We start from the raw sequence: 17,625 nt of genomic DNA on the forward strand, positions 1-17,625 counted from the left end.
CAGGGTCTTGGCGGTGACCTTCAGGCCATCGATCAGACCCTTCCCTGGTACGGCCACGCCCCCTCCTCCGGTCAGTCGGTCCTGCACGCTGACATTAGTCGGTTTCGCCGGGTCACGGTGCCAGGAGGTGTCAGAGTTCGCGTTCCAGGCGCGCCGCGACCTGCCGATAGCGGCTCACCGGGATCAGATGCACGCCTTGGAAGGCCCCGCTCTCCCGGATCCTCAGGATCTGCTCGCAGGCGGCGTCGACCCCTGCGTCGCGGTCCCGCTCGACCGCTTCCACCAGCGCGTCGGGGATGGTCAGCTGCGGGAGTTTGGCCAGATCGGCGGCCATCTTGGCACTCGCGAGCACCATCACCCCGGCGTACACGGGAATGTCGAGCGCGACACTGTCCCGCCACCGGAGCAACTCGTCGAGGTCGTAGCTGACCTGCACGTAGAGGAAGTCAGCCTCGGCCTTCCACGCCGGTACTGCGCGCAGCCGCGTCGCCGCGCCGACCTGGAACGGCGCGATCCCGGGGAAGCTGGTCTCGCGGGCCTGCTCGATCATCGTCCGGACAGTCAGCTGACTGGTCCGCCCACCCGCCGTCGGGTCGTCACCGTGCACGAACAGGAACTGCTCGACGCCGTACGCCGCGGCGGTCAGCAGGTCTCGCCGGAATCCGAGCAGGTTGCGATCCCGCGAGTTGAGACACGCGATCCCCCGAGCCCCCATCGCCTGCACCTCATTGGCCACCGCAACACTGGAAACGGTCGCCCGCCCGATGTGGTTGTCCGGGATGAGGAAGGCGTCCGCGATCGGACTCATCACCCCGATCTGATGCCGAACCTTCTTCAAATCCGGCCGCGTCGGCGGCTCCACCTCACACACCAACTCAAACCCGTCACCCATAGCACCGGACTGTAACCACCCGTACCGTCACCCAATGGGCAGTATCAGCCACTGGTCTGGACGCTGGTCGGCGTACCGGTCGGCTAGAGGGCGTTGAGGTTTTGTTGGAGGAAGTGGCGTTCGGGGGTGTTTTCGGTGAGGGCCAAGGCTGATTTGTAGGCTGCGGCGGCTTCGGGGCGGCGGTTCAGGCGTTTGAGGAGTTCGGCTCGGATGGCGTGGAAGAGGTAGTAGTTGCCTAGGTCGAGGTCATCGACCAGGGTCAGGGCTGCGGCTGGGCCGTCTGTCTCGGCGATGGCTACGGCTCGGTTGAGGGCGACGACCGGGCTTGGTTCGAGCATCAAGAGGTGGTCGTAGAGCTGGACGATCTGGCGCCAGTCGGTGTCCTCGGCGGTGGGCGCGTCGCTGTGGACTGCGTTCATCGCGGCTTGGAGTTGGTACGGACCGGGCTGGTCGCGGCGGAGGCAGCGGCGTACGAGGTCTTGGCCTTCGGCGATGAGCGCGCGATCCCAGAGGGTGCGGTCCTGGTCGGACAGCAGGACGAGTGAGCCGTCCCCGGCGACCCGGGCCGGGCGGCGGGACTCCTGTAGGAGCATCAGCGCGAGCAGGCCGACCGCCTCGGGCTCGTCGGGCATCAGTTCGACCAGCAGCCGGCCGAGGCGGATCGCCTCCTGGCAGAGTTCGGTGCGGATCAGCTCATCCCCCGACGACGCGGCGTACCCCTCGTTGAAGATCAGGTAGACCACGGCCAGTACGCCGCGGACCCGCTCGGGGAGATCAGCCTCGTACGGAACCCGGTACGGGATCCCCGCGCTGCGGATCTTCGCCTTCGCCCGCACGATCCGCTGCGCCATCGTCGGTTCGGGGACCAGGAAGGCACGGGCGATCTCGGTGGTCGTGAGCCCGCCGAGCAGCCGAAGCGTGAGCGCGACGCGGACGTTGAGCGCGAGCGCAGGGTGACAACAGGTGAAGATCAGCCGAAGCCGGTCGTCGCGCACAACACCCTCCTCCACTGGCTCGTCCTGGGCTTGCAACAGCGCCGCCTGAGCGTGCTTGTCCTCCCGAGAGGACTCCCGCCGCAGCCGGTCGATCGCCCGATTCCGCGCCGTCGTGATAATCCACCCAGCCGGACTCGGCGGCATCCCCGCGGCCGGCCACTTCTCGACCGCCGCCGCGAAGGCCTCCTGGACCGCGTCTTCGGCGATATCAAGATCACCGAACACCCGAGCCAGTACTGCGACCGCCCGCCCATGCTCAGCCCGAAACACCCCCGCCACCTCCGCAGCCGAAACCCCACCGGTCGCGGTTGAGGCGGGGCCGGGGGGTGGTGGGGGCGTGAGGTGGTCGGTCATTCGGCGAAGGGTCTGACCTCGATGGACAAGGGCTGCAGGATGGTGGCTAGTTTGCGGGTCCAGGTGAGGGCCTCGTCTAGGTCTTCGGCCTGGATGACGGTGAAGCCGCCTAGGTGTTCTTTGCCTTCGGTGAAGGGGCCGTCCGTCATCAGGAGTTCGTCGCCGTCGGCGCGGAGTACGGTCGCGGACTCCGGTGGGTGCAGGCCCGCGCTGAAGACCCAGGCGCCGGCTGCGCGGAGCTCGTCGTTCCAGGCGGCTAGGTTCTTCATGATCGGGTCGAGGATCTCGGGGCCGGGCGGCGGTCCGTCGGGCTGGTAGATGCTGAGCAGGTACTGCTTCATGGTGCCTCCTTTACCCCTATACGAACGGGCTCAGCCCGGATCGACAGGCAGCCACACGGTAATCGCCAGCCCGCCCTCGTCGCGGGGTTTCGCGCTCACCGACCCGCCGTGCGCCTGCGCCACCGACTGCACGATCGACAACCCCAGCCCCGCCCCCTTCGCCCCGACCAGCCGGTTGTCGGCGAGCCGGTGGAACGGCTTGAACAACGCTTCCACCTCGTACGGCGGAACGTGCGGCCCGCTGTTGGTCACCTCCACCTCGACCTGGTCGCCCGTCGTACGACTCGTGACGCGCACCCAGCCGCCAATACCCACGTTGTGGCGGATGCCGTTCTCCACCAGGTTGTGGACGAGCCGCTCGAGCAGCAGCGCATCGCCGCTGGTGGGCGCGTCGCCGGCAGCCGCGGTGAGGGTGACACCCGACGTGTTCGCCTCGGCCGTGAGTTGAGCGGTGACATGCGTGATCACATCGGCGAGGTTCACCGGATAGGTCGCGGTGAGCTGCTTCTCCGAGTCGGCGAGCAGGAGCAGGCCGGCGATGAGGTGCTCGTGGCGCGTGTTGATCTCCAGCAGGGTCTCGCCGAGCTGCTTGACGTCGTCGGAGGCGGACTTGCGGTGCATGGCGACCTCGACCAGGGCGCGGCCGAGGGTGAGCGGAGTCCGCAGCTCGTGCGAGGCGTTCGCGACGAACCGTCGCTGCCCGTCGAAGGAGTGGTCGAGCCGCTCGACCATCGTGTCGAAGGCGTCGGCCAGCTTCTTCACCTCGTCGTCCGGGCCGTTCAGCGCGATCCGCTCGTGCAGTCCGCGTCCGGCAGCCGGCGCGGCCGCGATCCGCTTCGCCGTGTCGGTGACGCGATGCAGCGGTGCCAGCACTCGTCCGGCCACCAACCAGCCGAACCCTGCCGCCAGCCCGCCGACCAGCACCAGCGCGATCGAGCCTTGGCCCAGCAGCGTCTTGGTGGCAGCTGCCTTCACCTCCGCACTCTGCTGCCGCATCGCCTGCTCGGCGTCCGAGCCGGTGAGCACAACCCCATCCCGGTTCATCAGGTAGAGCCCCTTGGGCAGGTACTGCCCCTGAGGCAGCGCGGGCAGAGAAGAAGGCGGCGCGGTGGAGGCTGGGCTGGGCGTCGGGGCGGCAGTGGAACCCGAAGTGGCGCCGGCGCCCGAGGTGGCGGGTGTGCCCTTCCCCGCGGCAGCAGGCGACGTGGTGTGGAAGGTGCCCTGGATGATGACCTTGCGGCCGGAGAGTTGCTGGCTGAAGAGGGCGTAGGTGACGCCCAGCAGCAGTACGCCGGCCAGCAGGAAGAGGCCGCCGTAGATCAGGGTGAGGCGGGCGCGCAGGGTCAGCTTCATGGGATTCGGTACCCGACTCCGGTGACGGTTTCGACGATCGTGGGCTCGCCGAGCTTGCGGCGCAGCTTGAGGATGGTGAGCCGGACCGCGCCGGTGAACGGATCGACGTGTTCGTCCCAGGCCTTCTCCAGCAACTGTTCGGCCGACACGGTCGCACCGTCGGCCCGCAGCAACTCGGCCAGTACTGCGAACTCCTTCTTCGCCAGCGGCACATAGCGACCGTCACGGAACACCTCGTGCCGCGACGGGTCCAGCGTCAGCCCCGCACGCCGTAGTACCGGTGGATCGGCCGGGCGGCTGCGGCGGCCCAGTGCCAGCACCCGTGCGGCCAGCTCGGGAAACGCGAACGGCTTGGTCAGATAGTCGTCGGCACCCAGACCCAGCCCGTCCACCCGATCGGTGATCGACGCGGCGGCCGTCAGCATCAGGACGCGCGTCGCCGACTCCGAGTCGACCAACTGCCGACACACGTCGTCACCGTGAACGAGCGGGAGATCACGGTCCAGGACCAGTACGTCGTACTGATTGACCGCGAGTCGCTCCAGCGCGGCCTCACCGTTCTCGGCCACGTCGACGGCGTGGGTCTCGTCGCGCAACCACTCCGCGATCGCTGCCGCCAGCAACGGTTCGTCCTCGGCCACCAACACCCGCATGCAGCGCCATCCTTTCCCCGTCCGTGCCTCCATGATCGCCGACGCCGCGTTTCCCCGGCGTTACCTCGCGGAGGAAACAGTGGGGAAACGGGCCGCCGACTTGTCTTGAGCCACCAATCCGATCCCAAGGAGAACAACGTGATGCGCAAGCATTCCCTCGGCGCGGTGGCCGCTCTGGCCCTGACTCTGACGCTGGCCCTCACCGGCTGCGGTTCCGGCGACGACGCGACGGACAACAAGGTGGCGTCCCGCGGCGACCAGCCCTCTGCCAGCACCAGCACCGGCGGCACTGGTGGTGACACCTCCGGTCTCAGCCGGGACGAGAAGTCGATGAAGTTCGCCCAGTGCCTGCGGGAGAACGGCATCAACGTGCCGGACCCCGAGCCGGGCAAGGGCCCGATGATCAAGCTCGACCCGAGCAGCGGCGTCACCAGAGAGCAGATGGACAAGGCGATGGAGGCCTGCAAGCAGTACGGCCCGCAGGGCGAGGGGACCAACCCGCAGCAGGAGGAGAACGGCCGCAAGTACGCCGCCTGTATGCGGGAGAACGGAGTGGAGAAGTTCCCGGACCCGAAGCCCGGCCAGCGCGGCATCATGATCGACAAGTCGGTCGGGGAGGACCCGGACATGGCCAAGGCGCAGCAGGCCTGCCAGAGCATCTTGGCAGGTAAGTGATGGCCCGTAGAGCCCTGCTGACAGCGGTCGCAGTACTGGCCGCTGGAGGTGGGCTCACCGCCACACTGCTGACCAGAGGCGACAGCAGCCAGGCAGCGGACGATGCGCCGGCTGCGCTGGTCAACACCGCCAAGGTGACTCGCCAGACACTCAAGGACACCGACACTGCCGACGGCGAGCTCGCCTACGGCACCAGCACCACGGCAGCCAGCAGAGGCGCCGGGACACTCACTTGGCTCCCCGAGAGCGGGCAGCAGATCAGTCGCGGCCAGACCCTCTACCAGGTGAACAACCTGCCCACCACCTTGCTGTACGGCGCATTGCCGGCGTACCGGCGGCTTGCAGAGGACAGCGAGGGGCAGGACGTCCTGCAGCTCGAGCAGAACCTCAAGGCCTTGGGCTACGACGGTTTCACGGTCGACGACACGTACACGTCGGCTACTGCCGAGGCGGTCGAGGAGTGGCAGGAGGACCGCGGCCTGGAGGAGACCGGCGTGGTCGAGCTGGGACAGGTCGTGTTCGCTCCCGCAGCGGTCCGAGTGGACAGCCTGCAGGCGCAGACCGCCGATCAGGTCACGCCCGGCCAGAGGCTGTTCAGCTACACCGGTACGACGAAGGCCGTGACGGTCGAGCTGGAGGCATCGGACCAGCGGCTGGCGAAGAAGGGCGCGACCGTGACAGTCACGCTGCCCGACGACAAGACCGTCACCGGCAAGATCTCCGAGGTTTCGACGCTCATCGTGCCGGCCGCCGGCCAGGACCAGGAGCCGGAGACCAAGGTCGAGGTAATCATTGCCTTGAGCAACCAGAAGGCGGTGGCGGCGTACTCGCTCGCCTCCGTCGACGTGACGTTCACGGCCGCGGAACGGAAGAACGTGCTGACCGTTCCGGTCGCCGCGCTGCTCGCCCTGCAGGAGGGTGGCTTCGGCGTCGAGGTGGCCGGCGGTGACGGTACGACGCGGTACCTGCCGGTGAAGACCGGCTTGTTCGCGGCCGGCCGGGTCGAGATCAGCGGCAAAGGCATCACCGAAGGCCTGGCCGTGGGGGTGCCCAAGTGATCGAGCTGACCGACGTGACGAAGGTGTACGCCGGTGGGGTCGCCGCGCTGGCCGGGGTGTCGCTGCGGATCGAGCCCGGCGAACTCGTCGCGATCGTCGGCCCCTCCGGTTCCGGCAAGTCGACCATGCTGAACATCCTCGGCACCCTCGACCGCCCGACCACCGGCCACGTCCGGATCGACCGGTACGACGTGGCGCGACTCTCCGACGCGGGGCTGTCCGCGTTGCGGGCCGGCCGGATCGGGTTCGTCTTCCAGCAGTTCCACCTGGCCTCCGGCGTACGGGCCGTCGACAACGTCGCCGACGGACTCCTGTACTCCGGGCTGCCGCGTTCCCAGCGCCGCAAACGCGCGGCAGCAGCCCTTGAAAGGGTTGGCCTGGCTCACCGTTTGGATCACGAGCCGCACGAACTGTCCGGTGGGGAGCGGCAGCGGGTCGCCGTCGCTCGGGCAGTCGCCGGAGAGCCCGCAGTACTGCTGGCTGACGAGCCGACCGGTGCGCTCGATTCGGCGTCCGGGGCCGGAGTCATGCAGTTGCTGCGCGATCTGAACGGCGCCGGTACGACGGTCGTCGTCATCACGCACGACCGGGACATCGCCGCTTCTCTTCCGCGACAGGTGCTGATGCGCGACGGCCGGATCACCACGGAGGTGCACTGATGGCAGTTCAGGTCTCGGCGCATGCGGCCGGCCGCGGATCGGAGTTGCGGCCGGCCCGGATGAATTTCGGGGACGTGGTCCGCGTCGGCGCCGTCGGGCTGCGGACCCGGCCGTTGCGGGCCTTCCTCTCGGCGTTGGGCATCGCGATCGGGATCGCGGCGATGGTGTCCGTAGTGGGCATCTCGGCGTCGTCGCGGGCCGAGCTGAACGGGACACTCGATGCCTTGGGCACCAACCTCCTGACCGTTGCGCCGGGCACCCGGCTGACCGGTGAGCAGGCGGAGCTGCCGCTGACCGCGGAGGCGATGGTCCGGCGGATCGGCCCGGTCGAGGCCCTGTCCGCGATCGGGCGGGTCGACGGCGCGTCGGTCTATCGCAGCGACCGGATCCCGGCGATCCAGACCAACGGCATCGCCGCGTACGCCGCGCGGACCGACCTGCTGGCCACGATCGGGGCAACGGTCCGCAACGGCCGCTGGCTCGACGCGGCGACCGGAACTTATCCGGCGACGGTGCTGGGCTCCGCGGCGGCCGAACGGCTCGGGATCAACCGGTCAGGGGTCGACACGAAGGTGCTGATCGGCTACGAGTGGTTCACCGTCGTGGGCATCCTCGAGCCCGCCGCGCTGGCGCCCGAGCTGGACAGCGCCGCGCTGATCGGCTGGCCCGCGGCGAGTTCGACCCTGGGCTTCGACGGGCATGCCACGAAGATCTACACGCGCTCCCCCGACGCGCAGGTTGCGGCGGTTCGCGACGTACTGGGTGCTACCGCCAATCCGGAGGCGCCGAACGAGGTTGACGTCTCGCGGCCGTCCGATGCGCTCGCGGCCAAGCAGGCTGCGGGCGAGGCGTTCACTGGGCTGTTGCTCGGGCTGGGCGCGGTCGCGCTGCTGGTCGGCGGAGTGGGCGTCGCCAACATCATGGTGATCTCAGTGCTGGAACGCCGGGCCGAGATCGGGTTGCGGAGGTCGCTGGGTGCGACCAGGGGTCAGGTTCGCACCCAGTTCCTGACCGAGTCGTTGTTGCTGTCGGCTCTGGGCGGTATCGGTGGGGCGATCCTGGGCAGCGCGGTCACCGCGGGCTATTCGTCGTACCAGGACTGGATGACGGTCATCCCGTTGTGGGCGCTGACCGGTGGGGTGGCGGCGACGTTCGTGATCGGTGGACTCGCGGGGCTTTATCCGGCGATCCGCGCGTCCAGGCTGTCGCCTACCGAGGCGCTGGCGACGCCGTAGTACTAGTAGAAGATGACGACCCCGATGCCGGTGAGCGCGAGCTGGAGCAGCGCCACCGGCACGAGGCCCTGCCAGGCGAGCTTCTGCAGTTGGTCGGCGCGCAGTCGCGGGAAGGCCACCCGGATCCAGATGACCAGCACAGAGACGGCCGCCACCTTCAGGATCGTCCAGATCCAGCCGATGCTGTCCGGGCCCGGCCCGCTCCAGCCACCGAGGTACAGGACCGTGGTGAGGCCGGCCAGGACGACGATCCCGGCGTACTCCGCGAGCAGGAACATCGCGAACCGCAGCCCGGTGTACTCCGTGTACGGCCCGAAGATCACCTCGGAGTCGGCCACCGGCATGTCGAACGGCGGACGCTGCAACTCGGCCAGCCCGGCGATGAAGAACACCACCATGCCGGGCAGTTGCCAGAGCAACCACCAGGGGTTCCAGACGCCGACGATGCCGGTCAGGCTCAGCGTGCCGGCCGCGACCGCGACGCAGGCCGCGGACAGTACGAACGGCAGCTCGTAGCTCATCAGCTGGGCCGCGACTCGGAGCCCGCCGAGCAGGCTGTACTTGTTGCCGCTCGCCCAGCCGGCCATCAAAGAGCCCAGTACGCCGATGCTCATCACGGCGAGGACGTAGAACAGGCCCGAATCCAGGTCGGCGCCGACGATGCCCGGGGCGAGCGGGATCGCGGCCATCGCCGCCATGTACGGCAGGATCGCGACGATCGGCGCCCACTCGAAGACGCGCTTGTCCGCGGCGGCCGGGGTGACGCTCTCCTTTTGCAGGAACTTCACGCCGTCGGCCACCAGTTGAGCCCAGCCGTGGAACGCGCCGGCGTACATCGGCCCGAGCCGCGACTGCATGTGCGCCATCACCTTGTGCTCGGCCTGGCCGACCAGCAAGGGCGCGACCAGGAACGCGACCAGCACTCCTACGACCCGCACCAGGAACTCGAGCATGACCGCCACCCTACCGAGTCCGGCTTGACCTGAACCAACGTTGAGGTCGCAGGGTGTGGACAACCACCGATTCAAGGAGCTGCTGAAGATGACCACCATTCTCGTCACCGGAGCGACCGGGCGCGTCGGGCGCCACGTAGTACAGGGACTGCTGGACGCGGGGGTGAGTGTGCGGGCGTTGGTCCGGTCCCCCTTGTTCGCCGGACTGCCTGTTGACGTGGAGGTGGTGCACGGCGACATTTACGACCCGGCTGCTGTCGAGCGGGCGGCTAGTGGGGTTGATGCGGCGTTCCTGCTGTGGCCGTCGTACAGCGCTGAGGGCGCGGGTGATGTGGTGGCCGCGTTGACCAAGCAGGTGTCGCGCGTGGTCTACCTGTCATCGTTGAACGTCGCCGACGAGGACCCTGCTGCGAGCGGGGTGTGGGGTGAGATCGAGCTGCTGCTCAGCGATGCCGACTGGACGTTCCTGCGGCCGGGCGGGTTCATGGTGAACACACAGGAATGGGCCGACGAGTTCCGCACGGGCGACGTCGTACGGATGCCGTCACCTGGAGCCGGCCGGTCCCTGATCCACGAACGCGACATCGCGGCGGTCGCAGTACTGGCGTTGCTCAATGACAAACACATCGGCCAGACCTACCGCCTAACCGGCCCAGAGGTCCTGACCCAGGCCGAGCAGGTCGCCGTACTAGGCGAGGCGATCGGCAAGTCGGTGCGGGTGCAGGAGCAGAGCGCGGAGGAGGTACGGCGGGCCATGGTCGAGCAGGGCGTCGACCCGAACTTCGCCGACGGGGCGCTGGCCTACTGGGCTTCGCTGATCGACACCCCCGAGCCGGTGACCTCCGACGTCGAGTCGCTACTCGGCCGCCCAGCCCTCACGTTCCGCGAGTGGGCCGAGGAGCACGCCGACGAGTTCCGAGTCAGGACGAGGGGTCTTCGGTAGGTGCTTCGGGGGGTTTGGGTTCGGCTTGCTTTGTGGCGCGGCGTTCGCCTGGGGTTCGGCGGGGGCGGGCTGGGGTGGCGGCGGTTAGGGCGGGGGCTAGAGGGTCTGGGGCTGGGGAACCGGGTGGGCGGGGGCCCCAGGAGTCGGGGTCGGGGACGCCTGGGGGGAGGGTGCGGCGGCGGCTTGGGGAGCCTGCCTTCTTCGCCGGGGCGTGGTCCGATTCGCCGGGTTCTTTGGCGCCGGGCCATGGTTTGGCTACTCGGGAGGCGAGGACGAACTCCTTGCGGAGGGGGTTGCCCTCGAAGCCGTCGGGGAGGAGCAGGGGTACCAGGTTGGGGTGGCCTTCGAAGGTGATGCCGAACATCTCGAAGGTTTCCCGCTCGTGCCAGTTCGCGCCGGCGTACAGAGCGGAAAGTGTTGGCAGCAAGGGGTTCTCGCGCGGGATCAGGGTGCGCACGATCACGTGGTCGACGTGCGCGCCGCCCCAGAAGTCGGCCAGGTGGGTCACCACCCGGAACCCGTCGGCGAGCTCGTCGCTGGCGGTGAGGAAGTCGAAGAAGGTCAGCCCGACCTCGTCCCGCAGTACCTCGTGCGCCGCCACCCACGACTCGGCCGGTACGTCGATCGTCGGCGGGCCGAAGCTGTCCACCTTGGTCGCCGTGATACCCGCCTCGGTGAGCGCACCCACCACGTCGTCGCTCATCGCGCCTTCCCGGCAGAGCCCGGCTGGCCAGCACCATCCGTCGGCCCAGCAGCAGCCTCCGGCGGGGTGACCAGCGAGCGGGTCAGGGCAAGTGGCGACGGTTCGTACCGGTCGGCGACATTCTCACCCGCGATCTTCTCCTGCAACTTCAGGATGCCCTGCAGCAGCGCCTCCGGCCGCGGTGGGCAGCCGGGCACGTAGACGTCGACCGGGATGATCTGGTCGACCCCCTTGGTGACGCAGTACGAGTCCCAGTACGGCCCGCCCGAGTTGGAGCAGGAGCCGAACGAGATCACGTACTTCGGCTCCGGCATCTGGTCGTAGAGCCGCTTGATCGCCGGCGCCATCTTGTCGGTCACCGTGCCCGACACGACCATCAGGTCGGCCTGCCGCGGACCCGGCGCGAACGGGATCACGCCGAGCCGGATGAAGTCGTGCCGGCCCATCGAGGCCGCGATGAACTCGATCGCGCAGCAGGCGAGACCGAAGTTGAAGACCCAGAGCGAGTACTTGCGGCCCCAGTTCAGCAGGTACCGCACCGGCTCGGGCGCGAGCTTCGCCAGCCCCCCGACGGCCGGCCGCACCGTCGGCATCGGCAGATGAACTCCGCTGTCTGGCATGCGCTCAGCCTAGTCCGACTATCCCCTCCGCGAAGATCTCCGGGTATTCGAGTGGCGCGTAATGCCCCGGGTTCGGCATGCCTTCATCACAGCAGGTTGAGTAGGTGGCCTGTTGCGGATGTCAGGCCGCCTTCCACCGGGAGGGTGATGCCGGTGATCCACGAAGCGTCGTCGGACGCGAGGAAGGCGATCGCTGCCGCCACATCCTCGGCCTTCCCCACCCGTCCGAGTGGGTAGATCACCTTCAGCTCCTCCAGCAGGGCCTCGTTGCCGATGAACCGGTCCGTCGCCACCGTCGCCGGCGCCACCACGTTGAACCGGACACCCTTCGGTCCGTGGTCGGAGGCCAGATTGCGAACCAGGTTGGCCAGCGCGGCCTTCGCAGCGGCGTACGGCGGAGTGCCGAGGGCAATCTCCGCGCTGATCGAGCCGACCAGGACAGCGGACCCACGGGACTCGACGAGGTGCGGTAGCGACGCCCGGATGCAGCGCACCGCGCCGGTGAAGGTGAAGTCGTACTGCCGGCCCCATTGCTCCTCGGTGGGCTCGGCTCCCTCGAGCCCACCGAGGTTGTGCCCGGCAACATTGGCCAGTACGTCGAGCCGCCCGTACTGCGCCACTGTCGCCGCAACCGCCGCTTCGACCGAGCCCGTGTCGGTGATGTCGCAGTCGAGCGCCACCGCCGACCCACCGGCTTGCACGACCTCGGTAACGACCGACGCGGCGCCCCCGGCATCGACGTCGCCAGCCCCGACGGCGGCGCCCTCGGCTGCGAGGCGCAGTACGGTCGCCCGGCCGATGCCGTGGGCGGCTCCGGTCACGAAAGCGACCTTGTCCTCGAATCTCCGCACAGCCGTCTCCTCCGCTCGGGACTCAGCACGCTAGGTCCTAGAGCAACCTCTAGGTCAACCCGTTCCTTGACCGCGCCCCGCCGCCGACCTACCGTGAACTGGACAGGACTGAACAGGTCCATTTTTCGGGCAGGAGTTACTCGATGGCCGATCAGTTGCGGGTGGATGCGCCGGAAGTGCGGGCGTTCGCGGTCGAGGCCAACGGCCTGAACGTGATCGACGACGCGGACCGCAAGGGCACCCCGCGGCAGCTGTTCTGGCCGTGGTTCGGGGCGAACGTCTCGGTGCTCGGGCTCAGCTACGGCGCCTTCGCGCTCGGCTTCGGGATCTCGTTCTGGCAGGCGGTGATCGCCGGCGTCCTCGGCGTCACCTTCTCGTTCCTGCTCTGCGGGCTGATCGCCCTGGCCGGCAAGCGCGGCTCGGCGCCGACGCTGGTGCTGAGCCGGGCGGCGTTCGGCGTCCGCGGCAACAAACTTCCGTCGCTGGTGAGCTGGATGCTGACCGTCGGCTGGGAGACCGTGCTGACCATTCTCGCGACGCTGGCCACCGCGACCGTCTTCGAACGGCTCGGCTGGGGTGGTGGCGATCTCACCAAACTGGTCGCGCTGGTCGTCGTCGGCGCCCTGATCGTCCTCTGCGGCGTACTCGGATTCGACCTGATCATGCGCGCCCAGACGGTCATCACGATCGTCACCGGCGTACTGACCGTCGTCTACATCGCCCTCGTCGCCGACCAGGTCCACTGGAGCACCGTCACTTCGCTCCCGAGCGGGTCGAGCCAGGAAGTCATCGGCGCACTCGTCTTCCTGATGACCGGCTTCGGCCTCGGCTGGGTGAACGCGGCCGCCGACTACTCCCGCTACCTGCCCCGCTCCGCGTCCAGCCGCGGCGTGGTCGGCTGGACGACGTTCGGCTCCACCATCGCGCCGGTCGTCCTGCTGGTCTTCGGCCTGCTGCTCGCCGGCTCCTCCCAAGACCTCAGTACGGCGATCGCCTCCGACCCGATCGGAGCCCTGGCCGAGGCGCTGCCGACCTGGTTCCTGGTGCCGTTCGTGATCGTGGCCGTGCTCGGGCTGGTCGGTGGCGCGGTGCTGGACATCTACTCGTCCGGGCTCGCCCTGTTGTCGCTCGGACTGCCCGCCCCGCGGTACGTCGCGGCGTTCGTCGACGGCCTCGTGATGATCGCCGGGACCGTCTACGTGGTGTTCTTCTCCAGCGAGAGCTTCCTGTCCCAGTTCCAGGGCTTCCTGATCACCCTCGGCGTCCCGGTGGCGGCCTGGTGCGGCATCATGCTCGCCGACATCGCCACCCGCCGGCGCGACTACGCCGAGGCCGACCTCTTCGACCGGCGCGGCCGGTACGGCGACATCCAGTGGTTGCCGATAGCAACCATGGTGATCGCCACCGCGATCGGCTGGGGACTGGTCACCAACAGCCTGGCCGGCTGGCTGACCTGGCAGGGCTACCTGCTCGAACCGCTCGGCCTCGGCGGCAAGGAAGGCGCGTGGGCGTTCGCGAACCTCGGCGTACTGTTCGCGCTGGTCGTGTCGTTCCTGGTCCAGTACTTCGCCGGGCGCTCGCGCGTGCGGGCCCAGGAGGTGACCGCCTGATGGCACGAGTCCTGGCCCTGATCGACCTGCAACGCATCTTCGCCGATCCCGAGAGCGGCTGGGCCACGCCCGACTTCCAGCGCGTGATCAAGCCGACCCAGGAGCTCATCGAGCTCTTCCCCACGGTGATCTTCACCCGCTTCGTCGCCCCGGAGCAGCCGACCGGATCCTGGGTCCCGTACTACGAACAGTGGCCGTTCGCGTTGCAGTCGCCGGACTCCTACGCCTATCAACTGGTTGACGAGTTCCACGGCGCGCCGACTCTCGACAAGAGCACCTTCGGCAAGTGGGGGCCCGAGTTGGCCGAGGCGGTGGGGCCGGACGGAACCCTGGTGCTCGCGGGTGTCACCACCGACTGCTGCGTGCTGACGACCGCGCTGGCGGCGGTCGACGCCGGAGTACAGGTTCAGGTCGTGGCTGATGCGTGTGCGGGGGTTGATGAGGCCAGCCATCAGAAGACGCTCGACATCCTGCGGCTGTACTCGCCGATGCTCGAGGTCGTCACGGTGGACGAGGTTCGGAAGCAGAGCCAGTGATTCGTGGAGTGAATCTCAAACACGAGCGGATCGCCTCGATCCTGGCTCGTGAGATCCGCTCCGGCCGGGTCGGGCACGGCAGCCAGTTGCCCGGTGAGATCGAGTTGGCGAAGCGGTTCGCGGTCAGCCGGAACACGGTCCGCTCGGCGCTCGCCGTACTGAACGAGGACGGGCTGATCACCACCCGCACCGGCAAGGGATCGTTCGTCCTGTTCGACGGCCGGCCGCTGGACGACCGGCTCGGCTGGTCGCACGCGCTGGCTCAGCAGGGTGTCGAGACGCGGGTGAAGACCTTGCGGCTGGCCCACGAACAGGACCATGAACTGGCCGAGCGGCTCGGGCTGGACTCGCCCGACGTGATCGTGATCCAGCGGCTGCGGGTGATCGTGGGCGGCGAGGCGATCTCGATCGAGCGCAGCTGCATCCCGGCACTGGAAGCCCTGCGCGACCTGCCGGAACGCGGGCTGGACGGCGACTCCATCACGGCAACCCTCAGCCGCGCCGGCCTGCACCTGGACCACGGCGAACAACGCCTCCGCGGCCGCCCCCTCGACCCCGAAGAAGCCATCCTCCTCGACCGCCCCGAAGGCACCTGGTTCCTCCACACCCGCCGAGTCAGCTACACCGCCGACAACCGCTTCGCCGAACAGGTGGACAGCCTCCTCGACCCCACCCACTTCGAACTCAACCTCACCTACTCCGGATCGACTCGATGAGCCCGCCAAACAAGCCCGGCGCCTCCGGCGCCGGCGGATGGGATGGGCGGTCCGCCGCGCGCGCCTCCGCCCCCACCCTGCGCGCCGCAGGCGCGCTCTACGGGTTGGCTATTGGAGATGCCCTTGGCATGCCGACTCAGTCGTTGCCTCGGGCACTCATCGTTGCGCGGTACGGCGAGGTGATCGATGGGTTTCATCCGGCGCCGGACGATCAGCCGTTGGCGGCGGGGATGCCGGCGGGGGCGGTGACCGACGACACCGAGCAGGCCGTGTTGCTGGCGAAGTTGGTGGTGACGTCGGGTGGGAAGGTCGACGGCCGGGAGCTCGCTCGGCAACTGCTGGAGTGGGAAGACGGCATGCGGGAGCGCGGCTCGCTCGATCTGCTCGGACCGTCGACCCGGCGCGCCATCGACGAGCTGCTGCAAGGCAAGGACATCGAAGAAACCGGGCGCTACGGCACCACCAACGGCGCCGCAATGCGGATCACCCCGGTCGGCATCGCCACCCCATCCGCCGACCTCGACCTGATCGTCGATCGCGTGGTCGCCGCCAGCGCCGCGACCCACAACACCGGCCTCGCACTGGCCGCCGCAGCAGCCGTCGCGGCCGCGGTCAGCGCGGGCATCGACGGCGCGACCACCAACGAGGCGACCGAGTTCGCGGTCGCCGCCGCGACCAAAGCCTCGACGAGCGGCCATCGGGTGGCCGGTGCGGACATCGCGACCCGCATCACCTGGGCCACCTCCCTGATCGACACGGCGCCTGGCAACACCCCTCCTCGGCCGGGCGCCGTGTCTGCACTTCTCTACGACCTCGTCGGCACCAGCCTCGCCAGCCAGGAGTCGGTACCGGCCGCGTTCGCCGTCCTCGCCGCGTACCCCGACGACCCCTGGCTGGCCACCCGCCTGGCTGCCTCGCTCGGCGGTGACACCGACACGATCGCCGCGATCGCCGGAGCCATCGCCGGCGCGTGCCACGGCATCGACGGCTTCCCCGCCGACGCCCGCGCCAAAGTTGCCGAGGTCAACAACCTCGAGCTCGACGACCTCGCCGGCCAGCTCCTGAAGATCCGCGCCGGATGAGACTCCTCCACCTCGGCAACGTCGTGATCGACCTGGTCCTCACCGTCGGCGACCTTCCGGCCCGCGGCGGCGACGTCATCGCGTCCAGTACGACGGCCACCCCCGGCGGCGGCTTCAACGTGATGACCGCCGCCGTCCGCCAAGGCCTCCCCACCCTGTACGCCGGTGCGCATGGCACCGGCCCCTTCGGAGCCCAAGCCCGCGACGCGCTGCAGACGGCGCGCATCAAGTGGTTGCACCCGGCAAGAGAAGACATCGACACCGGCTTCGTCGTCACCCTCGTCGACGCCACCGGCGAACGCACCTTCGTCACCAGTCCCGGCGCCGAGGCCACTCTCACCGGCGACGAACTCCCGGAGCCCGCAGCCGACGACCTCGTGTACCTGTCCGGGTACAGCCTGTTGCACGACTCCAACCGCACCGCCCTACTCCCCTGGCTCGGCAAGTTGCCGGACGTCGTCCAGGTGTTCTTCGATCCCGGCCCACTCGTTGCCGAGATCCCCGACCAGGCCCTGGAGGCCGTGCTCGCCAGGGCCGACTGGTGGAGCTCCAACGCGGCCGAGGCCACCTCACTGACCGGCCTGTCCGACCCGGCCGAGGCGGCTCACGCAGTACGACAGAGAGCGGGCCGGGCCGATGTGCTCGTCCGCACCGGGCCGGGTGGTTGCCTGGTCGCAGTACGGGGTCAGGACGTCACGCAGGTGGACGGGTTCGCAGTACCGGCTGTGGACCTCAATGGGGCTGGGGATGCGCATGCAGGGGCGTTTCTGGCCGGTATTGCCGAGGGCAAGGACCCGGTGGAGGCTGCACGCCGGGCGAACGCGGCCGCTGCCCTTGCGGTCACCCGGCGCGGACCGGCCACCGCACCCACTAGGGACGAGCTTGAGGCCTATCTAAGGGGTCTCTAGGCGCGGCATAGGGATTAGTGCTGATGTGGCTCTTCTCCTCAGGCGAGCACAGTCGAGGCATCGACCGAGGCTCCCGGAGGACACCGTGTACCAATACTCCAGTCAGTCGCTCCAAGCGGAGATCTCCTACCGCCAAGAGCGCATCAGGCGCGACTTCGAGACCGCCAACAGCCTGCGCCTGCTGTGGTTCCGGCGCAGGCCTGCGAAGCCAGTGACCGCTACACCCTGCAGGCCGGCCGTCGTGGCCAGGACTGCGATGTGAGCGCCCGACCACCCCCTGCCCCCTCCACCAGTGCGGCCGAGACCCCTCCCGGGTCTCGGCCGCACTGCTGTTCCCGGGCTGTTCGCAGGGCTAGGCGCAGGACTGGGCGTAGGGACTCCCTAGGGCCCGGCCGAGGCCCTGGATAGGGACTAGTTCCGATGTGCCGGTCCTCCTCAGACGAGCAGATTAGGGGCATCGACAAGGAGTCGAGGCAACACCAGCCAGG

19 protein-coding genes are annotated in these 17,625 nt (G+C 68.8%); 10 read left to right on the forward strand and 9 right to left on the reverse strand.

Annotated features, from left to right (window positions below):
* Positions 1 to 130 precede the first annotated feature (130 nt).
* The 5 genes from AB0F51_RS12545 to AB0F51_RS12565 form a co-directional block, all read right to left on the reverse strand.
* On the reverse strand, positions 131 to 892 hold the full coding sequence (locus AB0F51_RS12545) for a methylenetetrahydrofolate reductase (RefSeq protein WP_360278246.1): 762 nt from the start codon (positions 890 to 892) through the stop codon (positions 131 to 133).
* Positions 893 to 975: 83 nt separating this feature from the next.
* Positions 976 to 2,241, reverse strand: coding sequence for an RNA polymerase sigma factor (locus AB0F51_RS12550; RefSeq protein WP_360278249.1), 1,266 nt, complete (start codon positions 2,239 to 2,241; stop codon positions 976 to 978).
* Entirely contained in the window at positions 2,238 to 2,582 is a 345-nt protein-coding gene (locus AB0F51_RS12555) for a YciI family protein (protein WP_360278252.1), read from the reverse strand. Before AB0F51_RS12555 ends, AB0F51_RS12550 begins: the two co-directional genes overlap by 4 nt.
* Positions 2,583 to 2,612: 30 nt before the next feature.
* Positions 2,613 to 3,935, reverse strand: coding sequence for a HAMP domain-containing sensor histidine kinase (locus tag AB0F51_RS12560; RefSeq protein ID WP_360278255.1), 1,323 nt, complete (start codon positions 3,933 to 3,935; stop codon positions 2,613 to 2,615).
* On the reverse strand, positions 3,932 to 4,588 hold the full coding sequence (locus tag AB0F51_RS12565; protein WP_360278257.1) for a response regulator transcription factor: 657 nt from the start codon (positions 4,586 to 4,588) through the stop codon (positions 3,932 to 3,934). Before AB0F51_RS12565 ends, AB0F51_RS12560 begins: the two co-directional genes overlap by 4 nt.
* A 141-nt stretch (positions 4,589 to 4,729) precedes the next feature.
* On the opposite strand from AB0F51_RS12565, the gene AB0F51_RS12570 reads away from it, so the two are divergent.
* The 4 genes from AB0F51_RS12570 to AB0F51_RS12585 are packed head-to-tail and all read left to right on the forward strand — an operon-like array spanning position 4,730 to position 8,215.
* Entirely contained in the window at positions 4,730 to 5,263 is a 534-nt protein-coding gene (locus AB0F51_RS12570) for a hypothetical protein (RefSeq protein ID WP_360278259.1), read from the forward strand.
* Positions 5,263 to 6,321, forward strand: coding sequence for a peptidoglycan-binding protein (locus AB0F51_RS12575; RefSeq protein WP_360278262.1), 1,059 nt, complete (start codon positions 5,263 to 5,265; stop codon positions 6,319 to 6,321). The genes AB0F51_RS12570 and AB0F51_RS12575 overlap by 1 nt, the downstream gene beginning before the upstream one ends.
* Positions 6,318 to 6,980 carry an ABC transporter ATP-binding protein gene (locus AB0F51_RS12580; protein ID WP_360278265.1) on the forward strand — a complete coding sequence of 221 codons (663 nt, stop codon included), beginning with the start codon at positions 6,318 to 6,320 and terminating at the stop codon, positions 6,978 to 6,980. Before AB0F51_RS12575 ends, AB0F51_RS12580 begins: the two co-directional genes overlap by 4 nt.
* Positions 6,980 to 8,215, forward strand: a complete 1,236-nt coding sequence (locus AB0F51_RS12585; RefSeq protein WP_360278268.1) for an ABC transporter permease — start codon at positions 6,980 to 6,982, stop codon at positions 8,213 to 8,215. The genes AB0F51_RS12580 and AB0F51_RS12585 overlap by 1 nt, the downstream gene beginning before the upstream one ends.
* A gap of 2 nt (positions 8,216 to 8,217) precedes the next feature.
* Here AB0F51_RS12585 and AB0F51_RS12590 read toward each other — a convergent pair whose 3' ends face one another.
* The gene (locus tag AB0F51_RS12590) at positions 8,218 to 9,168 is read right to left on the reverse strand and encodes a complex I subunit 1 family protein (RefSeq protein ID WP_360278271.1); all 951 of its coding nucleotides are present in this window, start codon (positions 9,166 to 9,168) and stop codon (positions 8,218 to 8,220) included.
* Between the two features lie 88 nt (positions 9,169 to 9,256).
* Here AB0F51_RS12590 and AB0F51_RS12595 point away from each other — a divergent pair, with 88 nt between their 5' ends.
* On the forward strand, positions 9,257 to 10,111 hold the full coding sequence (locus tag AB0F51_RS12595; RefSeq protein WP_360278274.1) for an NAD(P)H-binding protein: 855 nt from the start codon (positions 9,257 to 9,259) through the stop codon (positions 10,109 to 10,111).
* On the opposite strand, the gene AB0F51_RS12600 is transcribed toward AB0F51_RS12595, so the two are convergent.
* From AB0F51_RS12600 to AB0F51_RS12610, 3 genes are all read right to left on the reverse strand, one after another.
* Positions 10,089 to 10,814 carry an NADH-quinone oxidoreductase subunit C gene (locus tag AB0F51_RS12600; RefSeq protein WP_360278277.1) on the reverse strand — a complete coding sequence of 242 codons (726 nt, stop codon included), beginning with the start codon at positions 10,812 to 10,814 and terminating at the stop codon, positions 10,089 to 10,091. The two genes, AB0F51_RS12595 and AB0F51_RS12600, sit on opposite strands and share 23 nt — an antisense overlap.
* The gene (locus tag AB0F51_RS12605; protein ID WP_360278280.1) at positions 10,811 to 11,434 is read right to left on the reverse strand and encodes an NADH-quinone oxidoreductase subunit B family protein; all 624 of its coding nucleotides are present in this window, start codon (positions 11,432 to 11,434) and stop codon (positions 10,811 to 10,813) included. The genes AB0F51_RS12600 and AB0F51_RS12605 overlap by 4 nt, the downstream gene beginning before the upstream one ends.
* Positions 11,435 to 11,520: 86 nt before the next feature.
* Positions 11,521 to 12,285: an SDR family oxidoreductase gene (locus AB0F51_RS12610; RefSeq protein ID WP_360278283.1), complete on the reverse strand. Its 765-nt coding sequence runs from the start codon at positions 12,283 to 12,285 to the stop codon at positions 11,521 to 11,523.
* Between the two features lie 143 nt (positions 12,286 to 12,428).
* Between AB0F51_RS12610 and AB0F51_RS12615 the strand changes: the two genes are divergently transcribed.
* From AB0F51_RS12615 to AB0F51_RS12635, 5 genes are read left to right on the forward strand one after another with little or no spacing between them, the layout of a single operon-like run.
* On the forward strand, positions 12,429 to 13,895 hold the full coding sequence (locus AB0F51_RS12615; RefSeq protein WP_360278286.1) for a cytosine permease: 1,467 nt from the start codon (positions 12,429 to 12,431) through the stop codon (positions 13,893 to 13,895).
* On the forward strand, positions 13,895 to 14,431 hold the full coding sequence (locus tag AB0F51_RS12620) for a cysteine hydrolase (RefSeq protein ID WP_360278289.1): 537 nt from the start codon (positions 13,895 to 13,897) through the stop codon (positions 14,429 to 14,431). Before AB0F51_RS12615 ends, AB0F51_RS12620 begins: the two co-directional genes overlap by 1 nt.
* A complete protein-coding gene (locus tag AB0F51_RS12625) occupies positions 14,428 to 15,147 on the forward strand; it encodes a GntR family transcriptional regulator (RefSeq protein WP_360278292.1) in 720 nt (239 codons plus the stop codon). Before AB0F51_RS12620 ends, AB0F51_RS12625 begins: the two co-directional genes overlap by 4 nt.
* Positions 15,144 to 16,229: an ADP-ribosylglycohydrolase family protein gene (locus AB0F51_RS12630; protein WP_360278295.1), complete on the forward strand. Its 1,086-nt coding sequence runs from the start codon at positions 15,144 to 15,146 to the stop codon at positions 16,227 to 16,229. Before AB0F51_RS12625 ends, AB0F51_RS12630 begins: the two co-directional genes overlap by 4 nt.
* Complete coding sequence (locus AB0F51_RS12635; protein WP_360278298.1) at positions 16,226 to 17,137, forward strand: PfkB family carbohydrate kinase; 912 nt, start codon at positions 16,226 to 16,228, stop codon at positions 17,135 to 17,137. Before AB0F51_RS12630 ends, AB0F51_RS12635 begins: the two co-directional genes overlap by 4 nt.
* The last annotated feature ends 488 nt before the right edge of the window (positions 17,138 to 17,625 follow it).

It is taken from the genome of Kribbella sp. NPDC023855 (assembly GCF_040639475.1).
GTDB lineage: Bacteria > Actinomycetota > Actinomycetes > Propionibacteriales > Kribbellaceae > Kribbella.

Excerpts from the sequence above, each read along its gene's own strand:
- AB0F51_RS12545 (WP_360278246.1), bottom strand. The coding sequence starts at position 892 with ATGGGTGACGGGTTTGAGTTGGTGTGTGAGGTGGAGCCGCCGACGCGG.
- AB0F51_RS12550 (WP_360278249.1), bottom strand. The coding sequence starts at position 2,241 with ATGACCGACCACCTCACGCCCCCACCACCCCCCGGCCCCGCCTCAACC.
- AB0F51_RS12555 (WP_360278252.1), bottom strand. The coding sequence starts at position 2,582 with ATGAAGCAGTACCTGCTCAGCATCTACCAGCCCGACGGACCGCCGCCC.
- AB0F51_RS12560 (WP_360278255.1), bottom strand. The coding sequence starts at position 3,935 with ATGAAGCTGACCCTGCGCGCCCGCCTCACCCTGATCTACGGCGGCCTC.
- AB0F51_RS12565 (WP_360278257.1), bottom strand. The coding sequence starts at position 4,588 with ATGCGGGTGTTGGTGGCCGAGGACGAACCGTTGCTGGCGGCAGCGATC.
- AB0F51_RS12570 (WP_360278259.1), top strand. The coding sequence starts at position 4,730 with ATGCGCAAGCATTCCCTCGGCGCGGTGGCCGCTCTGGCCCTGACTCTG.
- AB0F51_RS12575 (WP_360278262.1), top strand. The coding sequence starts at position 5,263 with ATGGCCCGTAGAGCCCTGCTGACAGCGGTCGCAGTACTGGCCGCTGGA.
- AB0F51_RS12585 (WP_360278268.1), top strand. The coding sequence starts at position 6,980 with ATGGCAGTTCAGGTCTCGGCGCATGCGGCCGGCCGCGGATCGGAGTTG.
- AB0F51_RS12590 (WP_360278271.1), bottom strand. The coding sequence starts at position 9,168 with ATGCTCGAGTTCCTGGTGCGGGTCGTAGGAGTGCTGGTCGCGTTCCTG.
- AB0F51_RS12595 (WP_360278274.1), top strand. The coding sequence starts at position 9,257 with ATGACCACCATTCTCGTCACCGGAGCGACCGGGCGCGTCGGGCGCCAC.
- AB0F51_RS12600 (WP_360278277.1), bottom strand. The coding sequence starts at position 10,814 with ATGAGCGACGACGTGGTGGGTGCGCTCACCGAGGCGGGTATCACGGCG.
- AB0F51_RS12605 (WP_360278280.1), bottom strand. The coding sequence starts at position 11,434 with ATGCCAGACAGCGGAGTTCATCTGCCGATGCCGACGGTGCGGCCGGCC.
- AB0F51_RS12615 (WP_360278286.1), top strand. The coding sequence starts at position 12,429 with ATGGCCGATCAGTTGCGGGTGGATGCGCCGGAAGTGCGGGCGTTCGCG.
- AB0F51_RS12620 (WP_360278289.1), top strand. The coding sequence starts at position 13,895 with ATGGCACGAGTCCTGGCCCTGATCGACCTGCAACGCATCTTCGCCGAT.
- AB0F51_RS12630 (WP_360278295.1), top strand. The coding sequence starts at position 15,144 with ATGAGCCCGCCAAACAAGCCCGGCGCCTCCGGCGCCGGCGGATGGGAT.
- AB0F51_RS12635 (WP_360278298.1), top strand. The coding sequence starts at position 16,226 with ATGAGACTCCTCCACCTCGGCAACGTCGTGATCGACCTGGTCCTCACC.